Annotated in this window: 19 protein-coding genes; 2 read left to right on the top strand and 17 right to left on the bottom strand. The window is 67.6% G+C overall.

The features are described from left to right. Nucleotides 1-32: 32 nt before the first annotated feature. From OVA31_RS01670 to OVA31_RS01685, 4 genes are read right to left on the bottom strand one after another with little or no spacing between them, the layout of a single operon-like run. Nucleotides 33-875, bottom strand: a complete 843-nt coding sequence (locus OVA31_RS01670; RefSeq protein ID WP_267629409.1) for a transglutaminase family protein — start codon at nt 873-875, stop codon at nt 33-35. Then, the gene (locus OVA31_RS01675; protein WP_267629410.1) at nt 872-1855 is read right to left on the bottom strand and encodes an alpha-E domain-containing protein; all 984 of its coding nucleotides are present in this window, start codon (nt 1853-1855) and stop codon (nt 872-874) included. The genes OVA31_RS01670 and OVA31_RS01675 overlap by 4 nt, the downstream gene beginning before the upstream one ends. Then, nucleotides 1852-3687, bottom strand: coding sequence for a circularly permuted type 2 ATP-grasp protein (locus OVA31_RS01680; RefSeq protein WP_267629411.1), 1836 nt, complete (start codon nt 3685-3687; stop codon nt 1852-1854). Before OVA31_RS01680 ends, OVA31_RS01675 begins: the two co-directional genes overlap by 4 nt. A gap of 57 nt (nt 3688-3744) precedes the next feature. Further along, complete coding sequence (locus OVA31_RS01685) at nt 3745-4884, bottom strand: sulfotransferase family protein (protein ID WP_267629412.1); 1140 nt, start codon at nt 4882-4884, stop codon at nt 3745-3747. A 233-nt stretch (nt 4885-5117) separates the two neighbouring features. Here OVA31_RS01685 and rpsT point away from each other — a divergent pair, with 233 nt between their 5' ends. Continuing rightward, entirely contained in the window at nt 5118-5378 is a 261-nt protein-coding gene (rpsT, locus tag OVA31_RS01690) for a 30S ribosomal protein S20 (protein WP_161058634.1), read from the top strand. A gap of 81 nt (nt 5379-5459) precedes the next feature. Here rpsT and holA read toward each other — a convergent pair whose 3' ends face one another. The 12 genes from holA to OVA31_RS01750 all read right to left on the bottom strand — a co-directional run bounded on the left by holA (nt 5460) and on the right by OVA31_RS01750 (nt 17461). Next, nucleotides 5460-6443: a DNA polymerase III subunit delta gene (gene holA, locus OVA31_RS01695; protein ID WP_267629413.1), complete on the bottom strand. Its 984-nt coding sequence runs from the start codon at nt 6441-6443 to the stop codon at nt 5460-5462. Continuing rightward, complete coding sequence (locus tag OVA31_RS01700; RefSeq protein WP_267629414.1) at nt 6397-8010, bottom strand: ComEC/Rec2 family competence protein; 1614 nt, start codon at nt 8008-8010, stop codon at nt 6397-6399. Before OVA31_RS01700 ends, holA begins: the two co-directional genes overlap by 47 nt. Beyond that, complete coding sequence (locus OVA31_RS01705) at nt 8007-9125, bottom strand: ComEA family DNA-binding protein (protein ID WP_324290167.1); 1119 nt, start codon at nt 9123-9125, stop codon at nt 8007-8009. Before OVA31_RS01705 ends, OVA31_RS01700 begins: the two co-directional genes overlap by 4 nt. 109 nt (nt 9126-9234) lie before the next feature. Continuing rightward, the gene (locus OVA31_RS01710; RefSeq protein WP_267629415.1) at nt 9235-10083 is read right to left on the bottom strand and encodes a DegV family protein; all 849 of its coding nucleotides are present in this window, start codon (nt 10081-10083) and stop codon (nt 9235-9237) included. Nucleotides 10084-10092: 9 nt separating this feature from the next. Next, nucleotides 10093-10878, bottom strand: coding sequence for a diglucosylglycerate octanoyltransferase (gene octT / locus OVA31_RS01715; RefSeq protein WP_267629416.1), 786 nt, complete (start codon nt 10876-10878; stop codon nt 10093-10095). Beyond that, nucleotides 10875-11588 (bottom strand): histidine phosphatase family protein, encoded by a 714-nt coding sequence (locus OVA31_RS01720; protein ID WP_267629417.1) that lies wholly within the window; start codon nt 11586-11588, stop codon nt 10875-10877. Before OVA31_RS01720 ends, octT begins: the two co-directional genes overlap by 4 nt. Continuing rightward, a complete protein-coding gene (gene rsfS / locus OVA31_RS01725) occupies nt 11585-11947 on the bottom strand; it encodes a ribosome silencing factor (RefSeq protein WP_164309112.1) in 363 nt (120 codons plus the stop codon). Before rsfS ends, OVA31_RS01720 begins: the two co-directional genes overlap by 4 nt. Before the next feature lie 60 nt (nt 11948-12007). After that, on the bottom strand, nt 12008-12715 hold the full coding sequence (gene nadD / locus OVA31_RS01730; RefSeq protein ID WP_267629418.1) for a nicotinate-nucleotide adenylyltransferase: 708 nt from the start codon (nt 12713-12715) through the stop codon (nt 12008-12010). A 52-nt stretch (nt 12716-12767) separates the two neighbouring features. Then, a complete protein-coding gene (locus OVA31_RS01735) occupies nt 12768-14219 on the bottom strand; it encodes a vWA domain-containing protein (RefSeq protein ID WP_267629419.1) in 1452 nt (483 codons plus the stop codon). Beyond that, a complete protein-coding gene (locus OVA31_RS01740) occupies nt 14219-15145 on the bottom strand; it encodes an AAA family ATPase (RefSeq protein ID WP_267631367.1) in 927 nt (308 codons plus the stop codon). Before OVA31_RS01740 ends, OVA31_RS01735 begins: the two co-directional genes overlap by 1 nt. Then, nucleotides 15145-16422, bottom strand: a complete 1278-nt coding sequence (locus tag OVA31_RS01745; RefSeq protein WP_267629420.1) for a glutamate-5-semialdehyde dehydrogenase — start codon at nt 16420-16422, stop codon at nt 15145-15147. The genes OVA31_RS01740 and OVA31_RS01745 overlap by 1 nt, the downstream gene beginning before the upstream one ends. Nucleotides 16423-16753: 331 nt before the next feature. Next, entirely contained in the window at nt 16754-17461 is a 708-nt protein-coding gene (locus tag OVA31_RS01750; protein ID WP_267629421.1) for an HNH endonuclease family protein, read from the bottom strand. Nucleotides 17462-17574: 113 nt separating this feature from the next. Between OVA31_RS01750 and OVA31_RS01755 the strand changes: the two genes are divergently transcribed. Further along, on the top strand, nt 17575-17973 hold the full coding sequence (locus OVA31_RS01755; RefSeq protein ID WP_267629422.1) for a VOC family protein: 399 nt from the start codon (nt 17575-17577) through the stop codon (nt 17971-17973). A gap of 34 nt (nt 17974-18007) precedes the next feature. Here the strand turns inward: OVA31_RS01755 and recG are convergent, their stop codons facing one another. Continuing rightward, nucleotides 18008-20245 (bottom strand): ATP-dependent DNA helicase RecG, encoded by a 2238-nt coding sequence (gene recG / locus OVA31_RS01760; protein WP_267629423.1) that lies wholly within the window; start codon nt 20243-20245, stop codon nt 18008-18010. Nucleotides 20246-20251 lie beyond the last annotated feature (6 nt).

A 20251-nucleotide genomic window follows, 5' to 3' on the forward strand; every position in this document is an offset into this window, starting at 1 on the left:
CGCGCGCACCCTCCGCAGGCCGCGGCCGGTACTCAGGCGAGTCGCGTGATCTCCACGACGACGTCGAGATCCGTTGCGCCGCCGCCGGTGTAGATGCCCTTCAGCGGTGACACGTCGGAGTAGTCACGACCGACGCCGACCGAGACATGCTGTTCGCTGATGCCGGTGTTGTTGGTCGGGTCGTATCCCCACCAGCCGCCGGTCCACGCCTCGATCCAGGCGTGGCTCTGTCCCTCGACAGTCGCGTCGATCTCGGCGTTCGGCTTCGGGTGCAGATATCCCGACACGTAGCGGGCCGGAATCCCCAGACTGCGCAGCATCAACAAGGTCAGGTGCGCGTAGTCCTGACACACGCCCTTGCGTTCGTTCCAGGCATCGACGGCCGTGGTGTGCACGCCGGTGGTACCCGGGACGTACTCCATCTCCTCGTGCACGTACCGGCACACCGCCTCCACGGCATCTTCGGGATCGAGCCCTTTCGCCAGTCGGGTTGCCGCAGAGGACAGTTGGCGGTTCTTGCACACGTATGTGGTGTACGAGAGCATCTCGTCATAGCGATCGGCGACATACCCGCCGCGGATCTCGTCCCATGTGACCTTCTCCGAGGGACGTTCTCCCGCTTCGGTTTCCACCACCGACATGCCCGACACCTCGAGCTCCTCGTGTGGAGCATGCAGATCGAACGCGGTCACCGCGCTGCCCCAGTAGTCGGTGTATCGATAGGACCGGGTGGCGGGCACCGTCTCCACACGGTTCACGATGACGTTCTGCCGATTGTCGCTGCGCGGGGTGAGGCGCGCCTCGTTGTAGGACGACGTGACCGGGCTCTTGTAGGCGAATCCGGTGGAATGGACGACGCGCAGACGCCAGCTCACAGCTCACTCTCCTCGATGACATGATCTTCGGCATCGCTGACCCGGGCGTCCGCCCACGACACGTAGGGCGACACGTGGAAATACTGTGCGGTGACCGCCTCGTTCACCTCACGACAGGTGTCCTGGAGGTCGATCAGACGATCTTGCAGGTCGTCGAGGAGCTTGCCCGGCTCGAGGAACTCGAGCGAACTGCGCGCGCGCCCGAGCAGCAGGAGGGCCTCCACCTGGGCTCCAACCCGGCTCGGACGTTTCTCCAACTCGACCAGATTGCTCTCGGCCACACGAAGGGCATGGAACACCGACCGCGGGAAGAGCCGGTCGACCAACATGAACTCGACGATGTTCTCCGCGTTGAGCACGCCGCGGTAGGTACGCAGGAACGTGTCGTGGGCGCCTGCCGACACCAGGACGCTCACCCATGCCGGCGAGCTGACCCGGTCTCCCGCACGCGACAACAGCATTCGGATGGTCATGTCGACCCGTTCCACCGACCGCCCGAGGAGCAGATAGCGGTAGCCGTCATCGTGGCTGAGGGTCGCGTCGGCGAGGCCTGCGAACATCGCGGCCCGATTCTTCACGTATGACAGGAACTCGTGCGGCCCGAGGCGTCGGGCACGTCGTTCGGCATCCCCGAGTCCGTTGTAGGTGGTGTTGAGACACTCCCACATCTCGCTCGAGGTCACTTCTCTTGCACCGCGGGCGTTCTCGCGTGCCGAGCGGATCAGGTCGATGATGGACCCGACCGAATCCTTGTCGTACGCGACGCGTTCGGTGAGGGTCCACACGTCGAGCGGATCGTCGGTGTCGGGTGTTTCCAGACCCAGCACCTGGATGACCAGGCGTGCCTGACGATCCACGTCCACCGTCGCGTCCTCGAGGAGCTGGTGGATCGCGACGTCCAGGATGCGGGCCATGTCGTCGGCGCGTTCGACGTACCGGCCGATCCAGTACAGGGATTCGGCGTTGCGGGCCAACATCATTTGCGGCCACCTCGCTCGGTGCCCGTGCCCTGCTGCGGCAACGCGGATTCTTGTCCCTGCTGCTGTTGCTGGGATTGGGTGTGCAATGGGTCCGGCGCACTCTCGGCCGGCCGCGCGGCGGCAACACCGCTGGCGTCGACGACCTTCGCGCCAGAGAGTTCCCGTTCCGCCGACGACCGTGACGACGCGAGCACCCACGTGTCCTTGGAGCCGCCACCCTGGCTGGAGTTGACCACCAGTGAGCCTTCCGGCAGGGCGACGCGGGTGAGTCCGCCGGGCAGCACCCAGACCGATTCACCGTCGTTGACCGCGAACGGCCGCAGGTCGACGTGTCGGGGCCGGACGTCGCCATCGATCTTGGTCGGCACGGTCGAGAGCTGCACCACCGGCTGGGCGATCCAGCCGCGGGGATCGTTGCGGACCTTGCGCGCCAAGGTGTCGAGCTCCGCCTTGGTGGCGTCCGGACCGAACACGATCCCGTAGCCGCCGGAACCCTCGACCGGCTTGATCACCAGTTCGTCGATGCGGTCGAGGACCTCCTCGCGTTCGTCGTCGAGCCAGCACCGCAGAGTGTCGACGTTCATCAGCGACGGCTTCTCGCCGAGGTAGTACTCGATGATCTCCGGTACGTAGGTGTAGATCAGCTTGTCGTCGCCGACCCCGTTGCCGACCGCGCTCGAGATCACCACGTTGCCGGCCCGCGCGGCGTTCAGGAGCCCTGCGACGCCGAGCATGGAATCCGGGCGGAACTGCATCGGGTCGAGGAAGTCGTCGTCGATGCGACGGTAGATGACATCGACCCGCTGCTCGCCCTCGGTGGTCCGCATGTAGACGATGTTGTCGCGGCAGAACAGATCTCGTCCCTCGACGAGTTCCACCCCCATCAGGCGGGCCAACAGCGAATGCTCGAAGTAGGCGGAGTTCGCGACGCCGGGCGTGAGCACCACGATGTTGGGGTCGGCCTCGTTGAAGGCCGCCGAGGCACGGAGCGCTCGCAGGAGGTGACTCGGGTAGTCGGCCACCGCGCGGACGCGGTGTGACGAGAACAGATCCGGGAACACCCGCGCCATGGTTCGTCGGTTCTCCATGACATAGGAGACGCCGGACGGCGAACGGAGATTGTCCTCGAGGACCCGGAAGTCGCCGTTCTCGTCGCGGATCAGGTCGATACCCGCGACGTGGATACGAACTCCGTTGGGTGGCCGGATGTTTGCGGCCTGCCGATGAAAGTGCTCGCACGAGTGGACCAGACGTTTGGGCAGGACGCCGTCCCGAAGGATCTCCTGCTCACCATAGATGTCGTCGAGGAAGAGTTCGAGCGCCTGCACCCGCTGGGTGATCCCCGCCTCCAGCTTGGTCCATTCGGTCGCCGAAATGACCCGTGGCACAACGTCGAGCGGGAACGGTCGTTCTTTTCCCGACAGCGAGAACGTGACGCCCTGGTCGATGAAGGCGCGCCCGAGCGCGTCCACGCGCACGTCGAGATCGGCGCGGTCGTACTCGGCCATCGCCTTGTAGATGCCCCGGAACGGGGCACGAACCTCGCCGTCGGCATCGAACATCTCGTCGAAAGCCTTGCCGTACGGGCCTTTCGAGTAGCCGGCGAAGATCGTGTCATCGATCGCCTTCGGTTCCCGCACAACGGTCTTCGCTCGTTTGGCGGGAGCACTCGAGTCACGCGCCCGCCCCTTGGCTGCCGGGGCCGCCTTGGCGTCACCACGGGCGCCGCCGGACTTGGCACCCTTGGTCGTTCCGGTTGCGTTCGACTTGCCGGAGGCGGCCTTGGTGGCGGCTCGCTTGGTGGACGCTGAGGACGTCGACGCGGGACTCATAACTTGACATGGTGCTACAAAAACGCGGATTCGGCATGACGGTTCGGCATGCCTGACTCACAGCGAGCGGCGAACTCCCAGTGCACGCCGCCGGATCCGACGCACGATGTTCATCGCGCGGGTCTTCCATCTCGGGCCGACCGCAGGCAACGGCGCCACCTTGACCATCTCGGACATCGTGTCGAGGGCGACGTCGAGGACGTCCTGGACCGTCGGCGGCAACGCGTCACCAGCCGCCAGCCGACTCACGGCCAGGTCACCGAGGTCTCCGGATACGCGGTAGCCGGCCGAGCGCACCTCGCCGATCATCTCGTCGGCGGTGTGGGCGATCCAGGTCCGCTGGTCCGACGTCAGGCCACGTGGGGCCCCGTTGGGCGCCTCGAAGAGGATCTCGCCGATCAGTTGCCCTTTGATGACGCGCTCGTAGCGCTGCCATGCCACCTCGGTGGGTTGCAAACGGTGGTTGAGCTGACGCAGGAACTCCGCCTGGGCGGCCGACAACGACGAGTTGAGACTGGGCACCGGGATGGTGAGGGCGGCCGGGTCGACGTCGAGCACCCGCAGGAATCTCTCCCACAGATTGTCGCCGGGCGTGTCGCGGCGCGTGGGCACGGTCACGACGTGCACCCGCTCCGGCCCCACTGCCTGAGCCCAATCGGCGAGGATCCGGATGTAGTCCTGGAACTCCCAGAACGGTTCCTCGACGGCGCCGTCGGTCGGCGCGACGAATCCCGGGAGGGCCGGACCGCAGGTGTGCACGGAGGCCAGGAACTCGTCGAAGGTCGCTTCTCGCTGGTTCTTGATGTTCTCCTGCCACACCGACGGGAGTTGTCGCGCCAGGTCTCGCACCGTGGCGATCACGTGCACCTCGTCGGCGAAGGAGAGGTCGTCCATCAGTGTCGCGATGTGCTCCGGAGTTGCCGTGGCGTAGAGCTCGTGCGAGAGCAGGGAGGTCTGCGGCCACGCCTTGATCTGCGCGAGCAGTGTCGGCCACTTGCGCGCGAAGGCCGGGTCGACCCAGTCGAGGTAGCGCTCGGGCTGGAGATGGACCGCGGCGTGGAAGTGATCGGAGATGACGTCACCCGGATACAGGAGACCCGACGACCGCATGGCCAGGTCACGGTTCCGCCAGAGCCGATCCTGGAGATGTGTGGTCCCCGTTTTGGGCAGGCCGATATGCACGTAGACAACAGACATGATGAGTTGAAGCCTAGTTGGTGGAAACCCTTGCGCATCGTCTGGCGATGGGGTGGCCGGTAGGGCCGGCTGTCACGATTTGGGCGCTGTCGAGCCCGGCTGGTAACGTAGAGCGCTGTCGCAGTGTCGGCAGGATCTTACCGATCCGGACCCGTCCGAACTGCTCAGGCGCGACCCGCTCGCCGCCGAAACAGAACAACGAGTACCAACCCGAACCAAAGAGGTATACACGCGTGGCAAACATCAAGTCGCAGGTCAAGCGCATCCGCACCAACGAAGCGAGCCGTCAGCGCAACCAGGCTGTGCGCTCGTCGCTGCGGACCGCGATCCGTCAGTTCCGCGCGGCTGCCGATGCAGGCGACAAGAACAAGGCCGCCGAGCTCGCCGCCGATGCAGGCAAGAAGCTCGACAAGGCCGCCTCGAAGGGCGTCATCCACGCCAACCAGGCCGCCAACAAGAAGTCGGCGATGGCGCTGGCAGTCAACAAGCTCTGACCTGCCCCCAACAGCTACAGCCAGATCTTCACGGCTCACCCCGGTGACATTCACGCGGTCACCGGGGTGAGTTGCGTCCTGTCAGTCCCGTCGGCTGCGTTCGCGCGCCGGACGTAGATCCGCGACTTTCGCGACGGCGTGCTCGAGGCTGAAGTCCGCGTCCGCGGCCTGTCCCTTGACGTCGCCGTTCAGCTGGGCGACCACGACGATCGCCGACGCGATCGAGATGGAGTCCCACGCCCGGGCCTGCGCCTGCACCTTCTTCACGCGCCGCGGCGGCATACCCAATTCCGATGCGGCCGCGTACTGGTCCATCGACCCCATCGCCCGCACCCGGGCGATCGCGTGCACCGCCTCCGCGAGAGCATCGGCCAGCAGCACCCGAGGCACCCCGTGATGCTCGGCCCACGCCAATGACTCCAGGGCGCCCGCCCGGTCGCCGGTGACCGCCTTGTCGGCGACCTCGAACCCCGTGATCTCCGGACGGCCCTGGTAGTAGAGCCGGACCGCGTCCACGGTGACCTTGCCGCCTGTGTCGGCCACCAGCTGGCTGCACGCGGCGGCGAGTTCCCGCAACTCGGAACCGACCCCCTCGACGACCTGCTCGACGACGTCGTTGCTGACCTTCGCACCGAGTGACCGGAACTCGTTGCGGACGAAATCGATGCGCTCGGACGGCCATTTGGGACCCGCGCAATCGTGCTCGACCGCCCCCGCCTTCTTCAACGCCGGCACCATCGACTTGGCGCGGCCGCCACCGGTGTGGGCGACCATCAAGGTGATGCCCTCGGGCAACTCCGCGGCCGCCTCGCTGATCAGCGCCGCGGGCTCCTTGCCCGCCTCGGCGGCCGACTCGACCACCACGATGCGATCCTCCGCGAACAACGACGGACTGAGCAGTTCGGCCAGCTCGTGCTCGGTCACGTCGCCCGCCCGGACCCGCGTGACCGGGATGTCGGCACCGGTGGCCGCGGACTGCTCGGCGACCACTGCCGTGATCACCCGGCCCGTCAAGAAGTCATCGTCCCCGAGCAGCAGGTGCAGGCGTTGCGTCACGGCGACCATGGTGCCAGACCCGCCCGACATCGCGCCCACGACCGGGCACCCGCGCATCGAGTTCGCGGCGCCGCGCCGCACGGTGAGCCAGGTGGTGGAGCACGAACACGGCCAGACCGCTGCCGCCCGCCACGACGATCCCACCGACAACGCCCGACGGCACCGGGACCGCAGCCCAGGACAATCTGCCGAGTACGCGCGCACACATCAACATCCACCACAGCTCCGGTCCCAGACCTCGGATGACCAATTCGGCACAGCCCGCGCCGAAACCGTCCGGTCCTCCGATGGCGCCGACCACGGCGGCCGCCGTTCCGACAACACCGACAAGACCGACCACCGGGACGACCAGGATGTTGGCCAGCAGCCCGACGATGCTGAATCGTCCGCTCAGCACCGCGATGACCGGTGCGGTGGCCAGTTGAGCGGCCACCGCCATCGCCACGAGCTCCGCCAGCATCGGGGGAACACGCCGATCTCGCAACCAATCTCGTAGTCCGCCGGACCACAGCACCAAACCCGCGGTGGCCAGCACCGACAACGCGAACCCCGGCGCGACGGCCAGTTCCGGCCACCACAGCAGTCCGATGACGGTGGCCGCGCCGAGGGCGGGCATCGCCCGTGCCCGCCGTGACCCGACCAGTGCCAGCAGCCCGACCATGCCCATCATCGCCGCCCGCAATACGCTCGGCGACGGGCGGACGAGGATCACGAAACCCACCAGGACGATGGTCCCGGCCACCGCCGTGACCCACGGCGACGCGCCCAACGACCGGATCCCGAATATGGCTGCCCCGCAGACGATCGCGAAATTACTGCCGGACACGGCAAGCAAGTGGGTCAATCCGGCCGCCCGAAAGTCGTCGCGCACCTCCGCGCCGAGCATGCTCGTGTCCCCGAGGACCAGCCCCGGCAACAGACCCGAGGCATCCGGGCCGAGTGCGCGCGCCGACAGCACCCTCAGCCGTTGACGGATCTCGCCCGCCATACGCTGGTGCGGTGGCGGGCGACCGACCAGTCGCGGCTCTGACACCGCTGACAGCCGTGCTGCCATCAGGTCGTGACCTCGAGGCGGGCTGATGCGCACCAAAGCCGAAACATGCTGTCCTGGCATGACTTCCGCCCAGCCATCGGCCACACCGGTCAGCTCGGCACCGATACGGCGACAGTCGCGACCGGCGACCGCGGCCACGTCGACGCGAATCCGGACCCGCGCTCCCGGATCGAGGGTCACCGGGTCGTCGCGGATGACGACCGTGACCCGGGCCTTCCCGTCGACGTGCGACAACGGATGTGCGGCAAGCGCATCGAGGCGGATCGCCAGGGATCCCGCCGTCACCGCTGCCAGACCGCAGATCACCACCACGAATGACACCGCCGCCCAGCTCACCCACCCCAGTCGGACGGCCACAACGGACGCCATGCATCCGGCACTTCCGGCAATCACGATCGGCCAGAGGGTATCCGGCAGGCCCAGCAGCCCGACCAGGCTGACCACCCACACGACCGATGCGGGGACGACCAGCCGGTAGTCATTGGCGGGAACGAGCCCACCGATCGTCCACCTGCGCGTCACACGATGACCAGGTCGCGCAGCTTCGCGAGCCGGGCCGGTCCGATGCCGTCGACTTCGCCGAGTTGCTCGACCGACCCGAACCGCCCATGGGCCTCGCGCCAGGCGATGATGGCCTTGGCAGTCACCGGGCCCACCCCGGGCAGCTCGTCGAGCTGCGCCTCGGTCGCGGTGTTCAGGTCGACCTTGCCCGCTGCGCCCGCCGTCGGCGACGAGGACGCCGGTCCCCCGTTGGCGGACGACGGTGGCCCGGACGCGCCGGTGGGACCGGATGGCCCGACGACGGCGCTGCGGATCGACATCCGTCCACCGCTGCCGGCGTAGCCGACCAGGATCTGATCACCGTCGCTCAGCCGCTGAGCCAGGTTGAGAGACAGGAGATCTGCGCCTCGACGGGCACCGCCTGCCCGATCGATGGCGTCGGCGACGCGCGGCTGCCCGTGCAGCCGGACCAGTCCGGGCCGATGCACCAGGCCGACGACGCTGACCACGAGCTCCTCGGCGGCGGGCGGCGACGACCCGGCCGACGCAACCGACGCGGCCGGGGCCGCAGCCGAACTCGTCGGCCCGGCCGACATCGGAAAGGCCACGGGTGTCGTCGCGTCACCGGATCCGCCTCGGAGCAACGAGAACCCGGCCACCGAACATGCGACGATGCCGACGAGGATCAGGGCGATCGCGGCCGGCGGGGCGACGGCGAACCGCCGCCTCGGGCCCGGCTCGTCCAGATCGTCCGGATCGAGGTCACCGAACCTGTCTCCGACGATCATCCGGGATCGCGGGCGGTCTTCCGGCGGAACGGGATCCAGCCAGGTGGGCACCGCCGCGACCCCCCACGGGCTGTCCACCGCACCGGTGTCGGCAGCAGGATGGCCGACCGTATCGTCGATGCGAGCAGCGGCGACCGGACCGACGTCGGGAGCAGCGTCGGGACCGGAGCCCCACACCTCGGAGACGTCGGTGTCACGGACGTCGGGGATCTCGGCGTCACGGTCCTGCGGCGCGTTCGGTTCGGCGGCCGGCGGCGACAGCCGGTCCAGCGCGGAGCGGGAGCGCCGCCCGCCCCGGTGCTCGACCGCGGGCGCACCGAAGGAGGGTCGTCGCGCAGAGGTGCTCATGACCGATGAGCCTAAGAACCGGAACCGCCGATGACGGCCGGGAACCGGCCGGCAGACCCGATCTGTGGATGAATCCGGATCTGTGAACGGCCCGCGGCGGCCGGTCTTCTCAGACCTCGATGGGATCGAGGCCGGTGGCGATCGCCACCCCGATGGCCCCGGGACCCACATGGCAGCCCAGGATCGGCCCGAGATCGACGATGAGTTCCGACGTCACGACCCGCAGCCGCTCGGTCAGTTGGCCTGCCAGTTCTCGGGCCAGCTCGGGGGCCGCGCTGTGCTGGACACCGAGGGTGACCGGCCTGCCGTCGGCCGACTCGACGGCCGCATCGACCATCTTGGTGAGCGCCTTGGAAAAGGTGCGGTGGCGCTCCTTGAGCGTGAGGATTCCGTCGACCATGTGCAGGATCGGCTTGATCGACAGCGCCGAACCCAACATCTTGCTGGCCGCACTGATCCGGCCGCTCTGGCGCAGGTTGTCGAGCTGGTGGACGCAGATCATCGAGTCGACGGTGGCCGCCTGTCGGATCGCCGACTCGTACACGCGGTCCCGATCGGCGCCGGACGCCGCGGCCTGGGCGGCACCGATCGCGGTGAAGCCGACGGCCAGGCCGACCGACCTGGCATCGACCACCCGCACCTGTCCGGGAAACTTCTCGGCCGCCAACCGGCCTGCGCCCCACGTGCCCGACAGCCTGCGCGACATGTGGACCGCCACCACGCCGTCACCGTCGCTCGCGGCCAGTGCTTCCTCGTAGGCGATCGCGAGGTCGTGTGGATTGGCACCAGAGGTCGTCACGCCCGGCGTCGAGATGATGTCGTCGGGGATGTCGTCGACGCCTTCGAGGTAGTCGGTGCCGTCGAGTTCGAGGTGGAGCGGTACCTGCCGGATGCCATAGTGATCGGTCACGGCGCGCGGCAACCGCGACGATGAATCGGTGACGACGACGACTGGCACGGGTCTACGTTAGCCGGTCGCCTCTCGACCGGCCGCGCGCCGGTCGAGGACATCGTCGACCACCGGCACCACGACGTCGGCGATGCCACGATGACACTCGTATCCCCAGTGGATTCCATCCGGATTCATCTCGTCGCTCGCGCCGCCATCGACCGGAAAGAACCCGTCCCTGGTGACCGGATAGAAGTCCGCGACCGCCAGATCGTGCGTGGTCGCCCACTCGGCCATCGCGGCCGTGGTGGGGATCCGGCCACTGTGCACGTAGCCGTAGTACGGACTCCGATGCGTGGGTGGCAGGCACACCACGATGGGCAGATCCGGTCGGAGGTGATTCAGCGCGGCACGGATCTTCTCCAGGTATTCGACCGTCACCCTGGGCGGCAGGGCCACCGGCCATCCGACCGTGGACAGCCGCGGTTGCAGCCACTGGTATCCGTCCCGGACGACCTGTCGCAACCGGTTCGGCCTGACGTACCGGATCTGTTCTCGCACCGCGGTCGGCAGCGGCGAGGGAAGACTGTCCATCCCGCCGAAGGCCAGGACCACGACGTCGGCGCCCGGAACCGCGGCCCAGATGTTCGGATCCTGGGTCAGCGCCCACCACACGTCCCGGCTGGTCCAGCCGATCCGTCCGAACAGACGTACCTCGCGGCCGCAGGCCTCGCCGACCAGATTCGGCCAGATCCTCGGGTCGTCGGCGGCGAGCCCGCCGGACGGGCCGTAATAGGCCAACGAGTCGGAGAGGATCAGGACCGTACCGTCCGAACGTCCGGACGACGGCGCCGGGAGGGTCATTGGACGGCCGCGTCGGCGCTCTCGGCCGACGCGTTCCAGACGTCGAGCCGCCATCGTGGCGGACTCCCCGGGACGCCGTGCCCCGACAGTTGCACCCAGCTGGTGTTGGCGAGCCCGCCGAACACCGGCCACGATGTCTCCGGGAGATCGAGGAGCGCCGCGGTCAATGCGGCGATGACACCGCCATGCGCGACGAGCACGACGGGAGCCTCCGGATTGTCGCCGGTCCCCCATTCGTCGAGATCGGCGACGAGTTCCTCCACGAGCGGCACGGCCCTGCGGGCCACGTCGATCCGGCTCTCGCCGTTCGGAGGACGCCAACCGGCGTCGTCGCGCCAGATCCGCCGCGCACCCGGCATGACGTCGTCGACCTCGTGGTGGGTCATCCCCTGCCAGTCGCCGAGATGGGTCTCACGCAGTCGCTGATCGGTGTCGACCGACAGTCCGGTGCTGCGCGCGAGCGCTTCGGCGGTGTCCCGGGCACGCGTGAGATCCGACGACCTGATGAGCATCGGGGCGCGCTTCGCGAGCACCTCCGCCGCGGCAGCTGCCTGCCGGACCCCGAGAGCCGAGAGATCGGTGTCGAGTTGCCCCTGCATCCGACTGGTGGCGTTGTACTCGGTCTGGCCGTGCCGCAACAGGATGAGGCGCCGCACCACCGGTGTCAGTCGCTCGACCGTGGTGTCGTGCGAATCGGGTCCCCCGCTCATCCCAGGCCGTCCACCTCGATGATCGGGCAGTCCTGCCACAGCCGTTCGAGCGCGTAGAACTGTCGCTCGTCGCTGTGCTGGATGTGCACCACGATGTCGGCGTAGTCGATCAGCGCCCACCGCCCCTCCCGGGTGCCCTCACGACGTACCGGCTTGTACCCCGCCTCGCGGAGTTTGTCCTCCACCTCGTCCACGATCGATGTCACCTGCCGCTCGTTGTCGGCAGAGGCGATCACGAAGATGTCGGTGATGACGAGTTGTTCGGAGACGTCGATGACGGTGACGTCATGCGCGAGTTTGTCGGCGGCGGCGAATGCCGCGACCTTGGCCATCTCCAGCGCTTCGGCTGTGGCAGTCACGGGTGTCCTTCCATCGGATGTTTCGGGGCGGTCGCAACCGGATCGGTCGCACCAGATCGATCAGGGAGCGGAAACGCCCGGCGAGGATGCCCTCGGTGAACGGTACAGCTTGCGTTTGGCGATGTACTGGACCACACCGTCGGGAACCAGGTACCACACCGGTCTCCCGCCGGCCGCGCGGGCGCGGCACTCGGTGGACGAGATCGCCAGCGCCGGGATCTCGAGCATCTGCAGGGTGTCCGGGGGCAGCGCCTCGAGGTGCTGCGCCAGGTGCTTGGCATGGAGTTCGTACCCGGGCCTGCTCACACCGATGAAGTTGGCGAGTTCGAAGAGTTCCTCCCAGTCCTGCCAGGACAGGATCGACTCGAGCGCATCGGCTCCGGTGATGAAGTAGAGCTCGGCTTCCGGATGCATGCTGCGCAGATCACGCAGGGTGTCGACGGTATAGGTGTCGCCCTCCCGCTCGATGTCGACACGGCTCACGGTGAACCGCGGATTGGACGCGGTGGCGATCACCGTCATCAGGTAGCGGTCCTCGGCCGGGCTCACCGCGCGTGCCTGCTCGGCTTTCACCACTGCGGCGTCGTCGTCGGCGAGTTTCTGCCACGGCCGGCCGGTCGGCACAAAGATGACCTCGTCGAGGGAGAACCGGTGCCCCACCTCGCTGGCCGCGACGAGGTGGCCGTTGTGGATCGGATCGAATGTGCCACCCATGATGCCGATACGGCGTGCACGCGGCTGCTGTTGCAACGGGCGGTCGGTGGCCATGAGGTGTGAGTTTACGCGGTCGGCGCCACGTGCCCGCCCGGCCCGGGCCGGATCACACCGGGAGCAGATCTGCGATCGCCCGGCCGAGCTGGGTCGCGTTCCGGCATTCGAACATCTCGATGATCTCGGCGTATTCGATCGCCGCGGAGTCGCCGGTGCCCCAATTGCGCTCCGCCTCGGGATTGAGCCAGTACGCGTGCCGGGCACGGTCGGTGAGTTCACGCAGCGCGCCGAGATGAGGGTCGTGATAGTTCGTGCGTCCGTCGCCGAGGATCAGCAACGCCCCGCGATGGGTGAGCGACTCGCCGTACTCCTCGACGAACCCGCGCAGCATGTTGCCGTAGTCGGAATGCCCGTCCCGCGTACTGATCCGCGCGGTGGTGATCATCCGGTGCATGCTCGCACCGAAGTCCTCGTCGTCGGCGCCGCGGTCGAAGAAGTCGGTGACCTCGTCGACGGTGTCCACGAACGCGAATACTCGCACCTTCGAGAATTGTTGGCGCAGTGCGTAAACCAGCCGCAGCGTGAACTGCGAGAAACCGGCGACCGATCCCGAGACATCGCAGATCACGACGAGTTCGGGCCGGCCGGGCCGCGGCTTTCGATGGCTCAGTTCGATCGGCACGCCGCCGGTGGACATCGACGCGCGGAGCGTCTTGCGGACATCGACGGCACCGCGGTGCGAACGGCGACGTCGGATCTCCAGCTTCGCGGCGAGCAATCGCGCGAGCGGCTGGATGGTCCGTCGGATCTCGGCGAGATCCTTCGCGCCCGCGCTGAGGAAGTTGATGTTCTCGGGCAGCGGCGGCACGGCGTAGTCGGCGACCCGGTCGCGTCCGTTGCGACCCGCCATCCGACGCTGCGTCTCCGCCTCGATGGCGGCCCGCAGCTCCCCTGCCCGGGCGCGGGCGGCGCGACGGTGGAGGGGGTCGGTGCCGGGGCGGTCGCCGCCCGCGCCGTCGTCGTCTCCCCCGCCCGCCATGGCCGCCGCGATCCGCGCGATCAGAGTCTGCGGGTTGACCGTCGACAGCGCCTGATACGCCGAGAACGCCTCACCACGCGTCGAGTCGTATCGGCCGAGCTGATCGACGATGAGGGCGATCATCTGGTCGAGCCGACCATCCGCATCGGCCTCGTCGTCGGCGAGCATGTCGGCGACCATCTCGCGCATCGCCTCCACGTCGATCTCCCCGTCCGGTGTCCGCGGCAGATCTGTCGCCGTCGTCCGCGCGCCGGTGCCCAGTGGGAACCAGAGGTCGAAGACCGTGTCGAACACCCTGCGGTGCATCTGGTCACTGATCAACGTGGTGGCCAGTCCCTCACGGAGGCTGCGCCGGTCGAGGAGGTCGAGGACCTCCATCGCCTGCGCGGCGTCGATGAGCGACGACGGCCCGACGACCATTCCGCGGCGCCGCAACTCGTCGACGAACCCGGTGAGGTGGGCGATCATCGGCACCTCGTCGGTGCCAGCGGCACCCGACCCGGCGGACCCGTCGGTCGACATCAGCCCAGCTTGAGTTCTTTGAGGGCCGTCTTGAGGTCCGGTCGGTGCTTGAGCACCACTCCCAGGGTGCGGGCGATGAGGCCGTCATCGAGCTTGCCGCCGGCCCCGGAACCACTCGACTCGCCGGCGCCCAGCGCGAGCAGGGTGTTGGCCCAGTCGATAGTCTCGGCCACCGACGGCTTCTTCCGGATGTCGAGGGTGCGCAACACACCGACGACACGCACCAGTTCGGCGGACAGCGCATCCGACAGTCCCGGCACGCGCGAAGCCAGGATCTCCCGCTCACGGGCGGCGTCCGGGAAGTCGATGTAGAGGTAGAGACAGCGACGTTTGAGCGCCTCCGAGAGGTCCCGGGTCGCGTTCGACGTCAGGATCACCACCGGGCGCCGGGTCGCGGCCACCGTGCCCATCTCCGGGATGGTCACGGCGAAATCGCTGAGCACCTCCAGGAGCAGGCCCTCCATGTCGACATCGGCCTTGTCGACCTCGTCGATGAGCAGCACCGTCGGCTCCGACCGTGAGATCGCCTTCAGCAGCGGCCGGGGCAGCAGGAACTCATCCGAGAAGATGTCGGCTTTCGCCTCGTCCCATTCACGACTACCGGTCGCCTGGATGTGCAGGATCTGCTTGGCGTGGTTCCACTCGTAGAGCGCACGTGCCTCGTCGATGCCCTCGTAGCACTGCAGGCGGATGAACTCCGCGTCGGTCGCCTGCGAGATCGCCCTCGCCAGTTCGGTTTTGCCGACCCCGGCCGGACCTTCGACGAGCAATGGCTTGCCGAGACGATCGGCGAGGTACGTGGACGTCGCGGTGGCGTCGTCGGCGAGGTAACCGGTCGACCGCAGCCGGGAGACCACGTCGGCGACATCACCGAACGAGGGAACCGTGGCCGGACCACCGCCGGCCGCAGTGGCCGCGTCGCCCATCATGCGGGCCGGATGTGGCCGTCGCCCCAGACGATCCACTTGGTCGAGGTCAGCTCGGGCAGACCCATCGGCCCACGCGCATGGAGTTTCTGGGTCGAGATCCCGATCTCCGCGCCGAAGCCGAACTGTTCTCCGTCGGTGAATGCCGTGGAGGCGTTGACCATCACTGCTGCCGCGTCGACGCGGGAGGTGAACTCGCGGGCGGCCGCGAGATCGGTGGTCACGATCGCCTCGGTGTGGCCGGTGCCGTAGGTGTCGATGTGCGCGACTGCGGCGTCGAGTCCGTCGACGATCTTCATCGCCACGTCCATCGACAGGTACTCCTCGGCCCAATCGGTCTCGGTGGCCGGCTCCATCCCCGGCTCGTCGCCGTGGATGACCACTCCCTGCGCCTGGAGGGCCTGCCGGATCTTCGGCAGCGCGTCGCCTGCGACGGCCTTGTCGATCAGCACTGTCTCGGCGGTGTTGCAGACGCTGGGGCGCCGCGTCTTGGAGTTCAAGATGATCCGGGTCGCGACATCGACATCGGCGAGCGCGTGGACGTAGACGTGGCAGTTGCCGGTGCCGGTCTCGATCGTCGGGACCGTGGCGTTGGCGACGACCGCGTTGATGAGTCCGGCGCCACCGCGCGGGATCACCACGTCGACCAGACCCCGTGCGCGGATCAGGGCGGTGACGCTGGAGCGATCCTCACTGGGCAGCAACGCGACCGCATCGGCGCTCACGCCCTTGGCGCGCAGCACTTCCCGCAGAACGCGCACCAGCTCGGCGTTGGAATCGGCGGCCGACGACGAGCCGCGCAACAGTACTGCGTTGCCCGATTTGAACGCGATCCCGAAGGCGTCGACAGTGACGTTCGGACGGGCCTCGTAGACCATCCCGACCACACCGAGCGGCACTCGTACCTGCCGGAGTTCGAGACCGTTCGGAAGCGTCTTGCCGGAGACGACCACGCCGATCGGGTCGGGCAGTACCGCCACCTGTCGGAGACCGTCGGCGATTCCGGTGATCCGATCCGGGGTCAGTCGTAGACGATCGATCAGGTTCGCCTCGGTGCCGTCGTTCTCGGCACGGACGACATCGGCGGCGTTGGCGGCGAGGATGGCCTCGGCGTCGGCTTCGATCGCCTCTGCGGCGGCGAGCAGGATCTCGTTCTTGGCCGCTGTGGTCAGACCTGCCAGCGTCCTCGACGCGATCCTGGCCGCCTTGGCCAGCCCCCTGACGACCTTCTCTATGTCGGCCGTCTCCACGCCCGGTACGGCGGTGGGTGCACTCATGGATTCCTCGACTTCACGTGCGGAATTATGTCGCTCTCCAGACTAACGCGGTCTGCCGAGACGCAAACAGTGCGGTGCATTCACGACCGGAGTCGGACCACCGACCACGTGCCCCTGTTGACCACACCACAGTGCGCCGTAACCCGGCTCCGGATGCGGGAGATGGTCCGTTCCATCTGCATGCCTCTGTTGACCGCGATGGTGGCAGCTCAATCTCTGAGAATCACCGGATATGGCACGAGCGGCCGAGTGCGCAATTCCCAGCTCCCCGACCGGCGAACCACTCAGGGTGAGGAAATCCGAATCGTCCACCACCATGCCACAGCCGTACTCAGCACTGTCGCAGTGCTTTTCGTAGTTCTGTCGCCGATGGAGCATCGAGTAGCAGGTGATATGTGGACATGATAGTCACGAACTGAATGGAGTACTGACACCGGAATCCCCTGTTCGGCGGCATCCATCGCCCCGGCTCCTGATCCGACTTCGTCTGATTCGACACCGCGTCCACGGCCACGAGATTGGCGGGATCGTTGGCCAGGTTCACGCGCGCCGTCGGCGACCACGACCACGCCCCCATGTCCCAGGCGTAGGCCAGCGGCACGATGTGGTCGATCTGGACGGCGCCCGCACGGCGGTCGCGCCGGAACACGATGAACTCGCCCGTATAGGGACTGCGGAACTCGCCCGCGACGACGGCTCGCGGGCAGGACGACACCGCCGCCCGGCGCGTGTCCGTCAGGTCGCGGGCGAGGACGTCGTTACGGGTGTCGCACCCGTTGAATCCTCCCGCGGCCGCTGTGGCATCGGTCCACGCGGACCCGAATGCTTCGCGCTGGTAATCCCCTCGCGAAGGACGTTGCGCGAGTGCCGAAACCGCCGACAGTGCCCGCAGCGCTCGATCGGCGTGCTCGCGCACGGCGGGATCCGACGTCGATCGATCGCTCTGTGCCACTGTCCCGACGGCCACGATCAGCGCGCTCAGAACACATCCGCAGAGGATCAGCCACCAACGCAGCGGCCACTCGCCCAAGAACGTCATGGTCACTTGGACGTCGCCGCGGGCCGCGTCGTTCCATCGCTGCCGGATCGAATCCTCGCAGCGATCGGGATCACGGACGGCAGCTGTCCGGAATCAGTTTTAGCGTGACGGACATGAACCTGGTATCGCTCCGAATCATCACCCGATCCGTCAACCGACTCGTCACCTTCTACGAAACAGTGACCGCATCGCCGGCACGCTGGGCCACACCCGATTTCGCAGAGATCGTCACTCCGGCAGGAACCCTCGCCATCGGCAGTGAGCGTACCGCTGCACTCTTCGCCGCCGGCACTGTCGAGCCCGCGACGAACCGATCCGTGATCATCGAGTTCCGCGTCGACGACGTGGACGCCGAGTATCGGCGTCTGGCCGGTCAGGTCGGCGAGGTGGTTCAGGAACCGACCACGATGGCGTGGGGTAACCGGTCAGCCTTGATACGCGACCCGGACGGCAATCTGGTCAACCTCTTCACCCCGATCACCAGTGCTGCGTTGGCTCGCCAGGACAGGTGATCCGCTACCAGATGCCTCCGTGCGCTGCGAAACGCTACGACTTGTCGAGGTATTTGACCTTGTTCGGCACGAGGATCGCGTCGACGAGATCGGCGAGCGGACGATGATCGGCCAACGGCAGATCCGCTCCCACGATCTGGTCGGCGAGGTCGCGTGCGTCGCCGATGACATCGCCGTCACCGAGCAGCGACAGGAAGCGCAGTGACGAGGTACCGCCCGACTGCAGCGATCCGAGGACGTCCCCTTCGCGTCGTTGTTCGAGATCGACTCGCGCGAGCTCGAATCCGTCGATCGACCCCTCGACCGCGCGCAGCCGCTGCATCGCCTGCGACACCTGCGGGGCCGACGTCATCAACAGGCACAGGCCGGCATGGCCGCCACGACCGACGCGGCCGCGCAACTGGTGCAACTGACTGACCCCGAACCGCTCGGCATCCACGATCACCATCATGGTGGCGTTCGGGACGTCGACGCCGACCTCGATGACGGTTGTCGACACCACCACGTCGACCTCGCCGCGGCCGAACGCATCCATCACCGCGTTCTTCTCGTCCGCGGGCAGACGCCCGTGGAGCATCTCGATCCGATGGGCCCCGAGCGGACCGGCCAGCAACTCGGCATATTGGTCGACCACCGACGTACTCTTCGGCGCCTGCCCGTCGTCGTCGCGTTGTGCCTTCTTGTCGTCGACATCGTCGCCGATGCGGGAGCAGACCACGTAGACCTGCCGGCCCGATGCGATCTCCTCGGCGGCGCGAGCCCATGCGCGGTCGACCCACGCCTCGTTGCCCATCGGGACGACCGACGTGCTGATCGGTTGTCGCCCCCGGGGCAGCTCGGTCAGCGTCGAGGTCTCCAGGTCGCCGAAGACCGTCATCGCCACGGTCCGCGGGATCGGGGTCGCGGTCATCACCAGGAAGTGCGGCATCAATCCGTCTTTCCCCTTGGCACGCAATACATCCCGCTGTTCGACGCCGAACCGGTGCTGCTCGTCGACCACCACCATCCCCAGGTCGAAGAAGGTGACGTTCTCCTCCAGCAGTGCATGGGTTCCGATGACGATCCCCGCGGTACCCGTCACCACGTCGAGAAGGGTCCGTCGCTTACCCGCGGTCTTCATCGACCCGGTCAGCAGTGCGATCGTGGTGGCTCCCTCGGCGGCGGTCAGCTCGCCTGCCTCGGCGAGGTCGCCGAGCATCGTCCGAATGGTCCGATGGTGCTGGGCCGCAAGAACCTCGGTGGGCGCCAGGATCGCGCACTGATGACCGTTGTCGACGACGCGCAGCATGGCCAACAGCGATACGAGCGTCTTGCCGGACCCGACCTCGCCCTGCAGCAGCCGGCTCATCGGCGCTTCTCGTCCGAGTTCCTCGGTGATCTCGGCGACCACTGTGCGCTGTCCGTCGGTCAGGGTGAACGGCAACCGTTCGAGCAGCCGGTCCTCGAGTCCGCCGGGCACGTGCGGACACGGCGACGCACTCTCGCCCCGTCCGGCGATCCGGCGTTGCGCGAGGACGGTCTGGATCGCCAGCGCCTCGTCGAACTTCAGCCGGGCACGGGCCGCGTCGATGTCGTCCTCGGTGTCGGGCAGATGAATCCGGCGCAGGGCGTCGCCGGTACCGATCAGACCACGGTCGGAGCGCTGGTCCGGGCTGAGCGCGTCCTCGGTCTCCTCGCCGACCTCCATCGCCGCCAGGACCCGGCGGATCGCACCCCAGATGTCCCAGGTCTGGATGTCCTTGGTCGCCGGGTAGATCGGCACGATGGGGCGGTCGAAGGCGCCCGGGTCGACGTCGCCGCCGGTGATCTCGGCCTCGACGGCGTACATCTCGGAGAGCATCGCGGAACCCACCACGCGGTCGACCTCGGGATCGCCGTCGGGGAGGATGGCCCATTCCGGATGCGACAGTTGGACCTTGCCCTGGAAGGTCTTCACCTTCCCGGCCATCATCACCCGTGCGCCGGATTTGAGCTGGTGTTGAATGAACTTGGCGTTGAAGAAGTTCGCCTCATAGACGTGGCTGCCGTCGGTGACCGCGACCTTGAGGAACTGACCATGACGCTTGCGCATCTGGATCATCCGCGAGCCGGTGATCCGGCCGACGATGGTCACCCACTCGTCGTTCTCGGGCAGTTCGTCGTTGGACAGCTGGCCGTGGCGGACATAGCGGCGCGGTGCGTACCGCAGCAGCTCCCCCACGGTCGACACCGAAAGGGATGCGAGCTTCGTGGCGGTCTTCGGGTCGAGCGCCACGTCGAGCGCGTCGGACATCTCAAC

This window comes from Gordonia sp. SL306, from assembly GCF_026625785.1.
Classification (GTDB): Bacteria; Actinomycetota; Actinomycetes; order Mycobacteriales; family Mycobacteriaceae; genus Gordonia.

Excerpts from the sequence above, each read along its gene's own strand:
- OVA31_RS01675 (WP_267629410.1), bottom strand. The coding sequence starts at position 1,855 with ATGATGTTGGCCCGCAACGCCGAATCCCTGTACTGGATCGGCCGGTAC.
- OVA31_RS01680 (WP_267629411.1), bottom strand. The coding sequence starts at position 3,687 with ATGAGTCCCGCGTCGACGTCCTCAGCGTCCACCAAGCGAGCCGCCACC.
- OVA31_RS01685 (WP_267629412.1), bottom strand. The coding sequence starts at position 4,884 with ATGTCTGTTGTCTACGTGCATATCGGCCTGCCCAAAACGGGGACCACA.
- holA (WP_267629413.1), bottom strand. The coding sequence starts at position 6,443 with ATGGTCGCCGTGACGCAACGCCTGCACCTGCTGCTCGGGGACGATGAC.
- OVA31_RS01705 (WP_324290167.1), bottom strand. The coding sequence starts at position 9,125 with ATGAGCACCTCTGCGCGACGACCCTCCTTCGGTGCGCCCGCGGTCGAG.
- octT (WP_267629416.1), bottom strand. The coding sequence starts at position 10,878 with ATGACCCTCCCGGCGCCGTCGTCCGGACGTTCGGACGGTACGGTCCTG.
- OVA31_RS01720 (WP_267629417.1), bottom strand. The coding sequence starts at position 11,588 with ATGAGCGGGGGACCCGATTCGCACGACACCACGGTCGAGCGACTGACA.
- nadD (WP_267629418.1), bottom strand. The coding sequence starts at position 12,715 with ATGGCCACCGACCGCCCGTTGCAACAGCAGCCGCGTGCACGCCGTATC.
- OVA31_RS01735 (WP_267629419.1), bottom strand. The coding sequence starts at position 14,219 with ATGTCGACCGACGGGTCCGCCGGGTCGGGTGCCGCTGGCACCGACGAG.
- OVA31_RS01740 (WP_267631367.1), bottom strand. The coding sequence starts at position 15,145 with ATGGGCGACGCGGCCACTGCGGCCGGCGGTGGTCCGGCCACGGTTCCC.
- OVA31_RS01745 (WP_267629420.1), bottom strand. The coding sequence starts at position 16,422 with ATGAGTGCACCCACCGCCGTACCGGGCGTGGAGACGGCCGACATAGAG.
- OVA31_RS01750 (WP_267629421.1), bottom strand. The coding sequence starts at position 17,461 with ATGACGTTCTTGGGCGAGTGGCCGCTGCGTTGGTGGCTGATCCTCTGC.
- OVA31_RS01755 (WP_267629422.1), top strand. The coding sequence starts at position 17,575 with ATGAACCTGGTATCGCTCCGAATCATCACCCGATCCGTCAACCGACTC.
- recG (WP_267629423.1), bottom strand. The coding sequence starts at position 20,245 with ATGTCCGACGCGCTCGACGTGGCGCTCGACCCGAAGACCGCCACGAAG.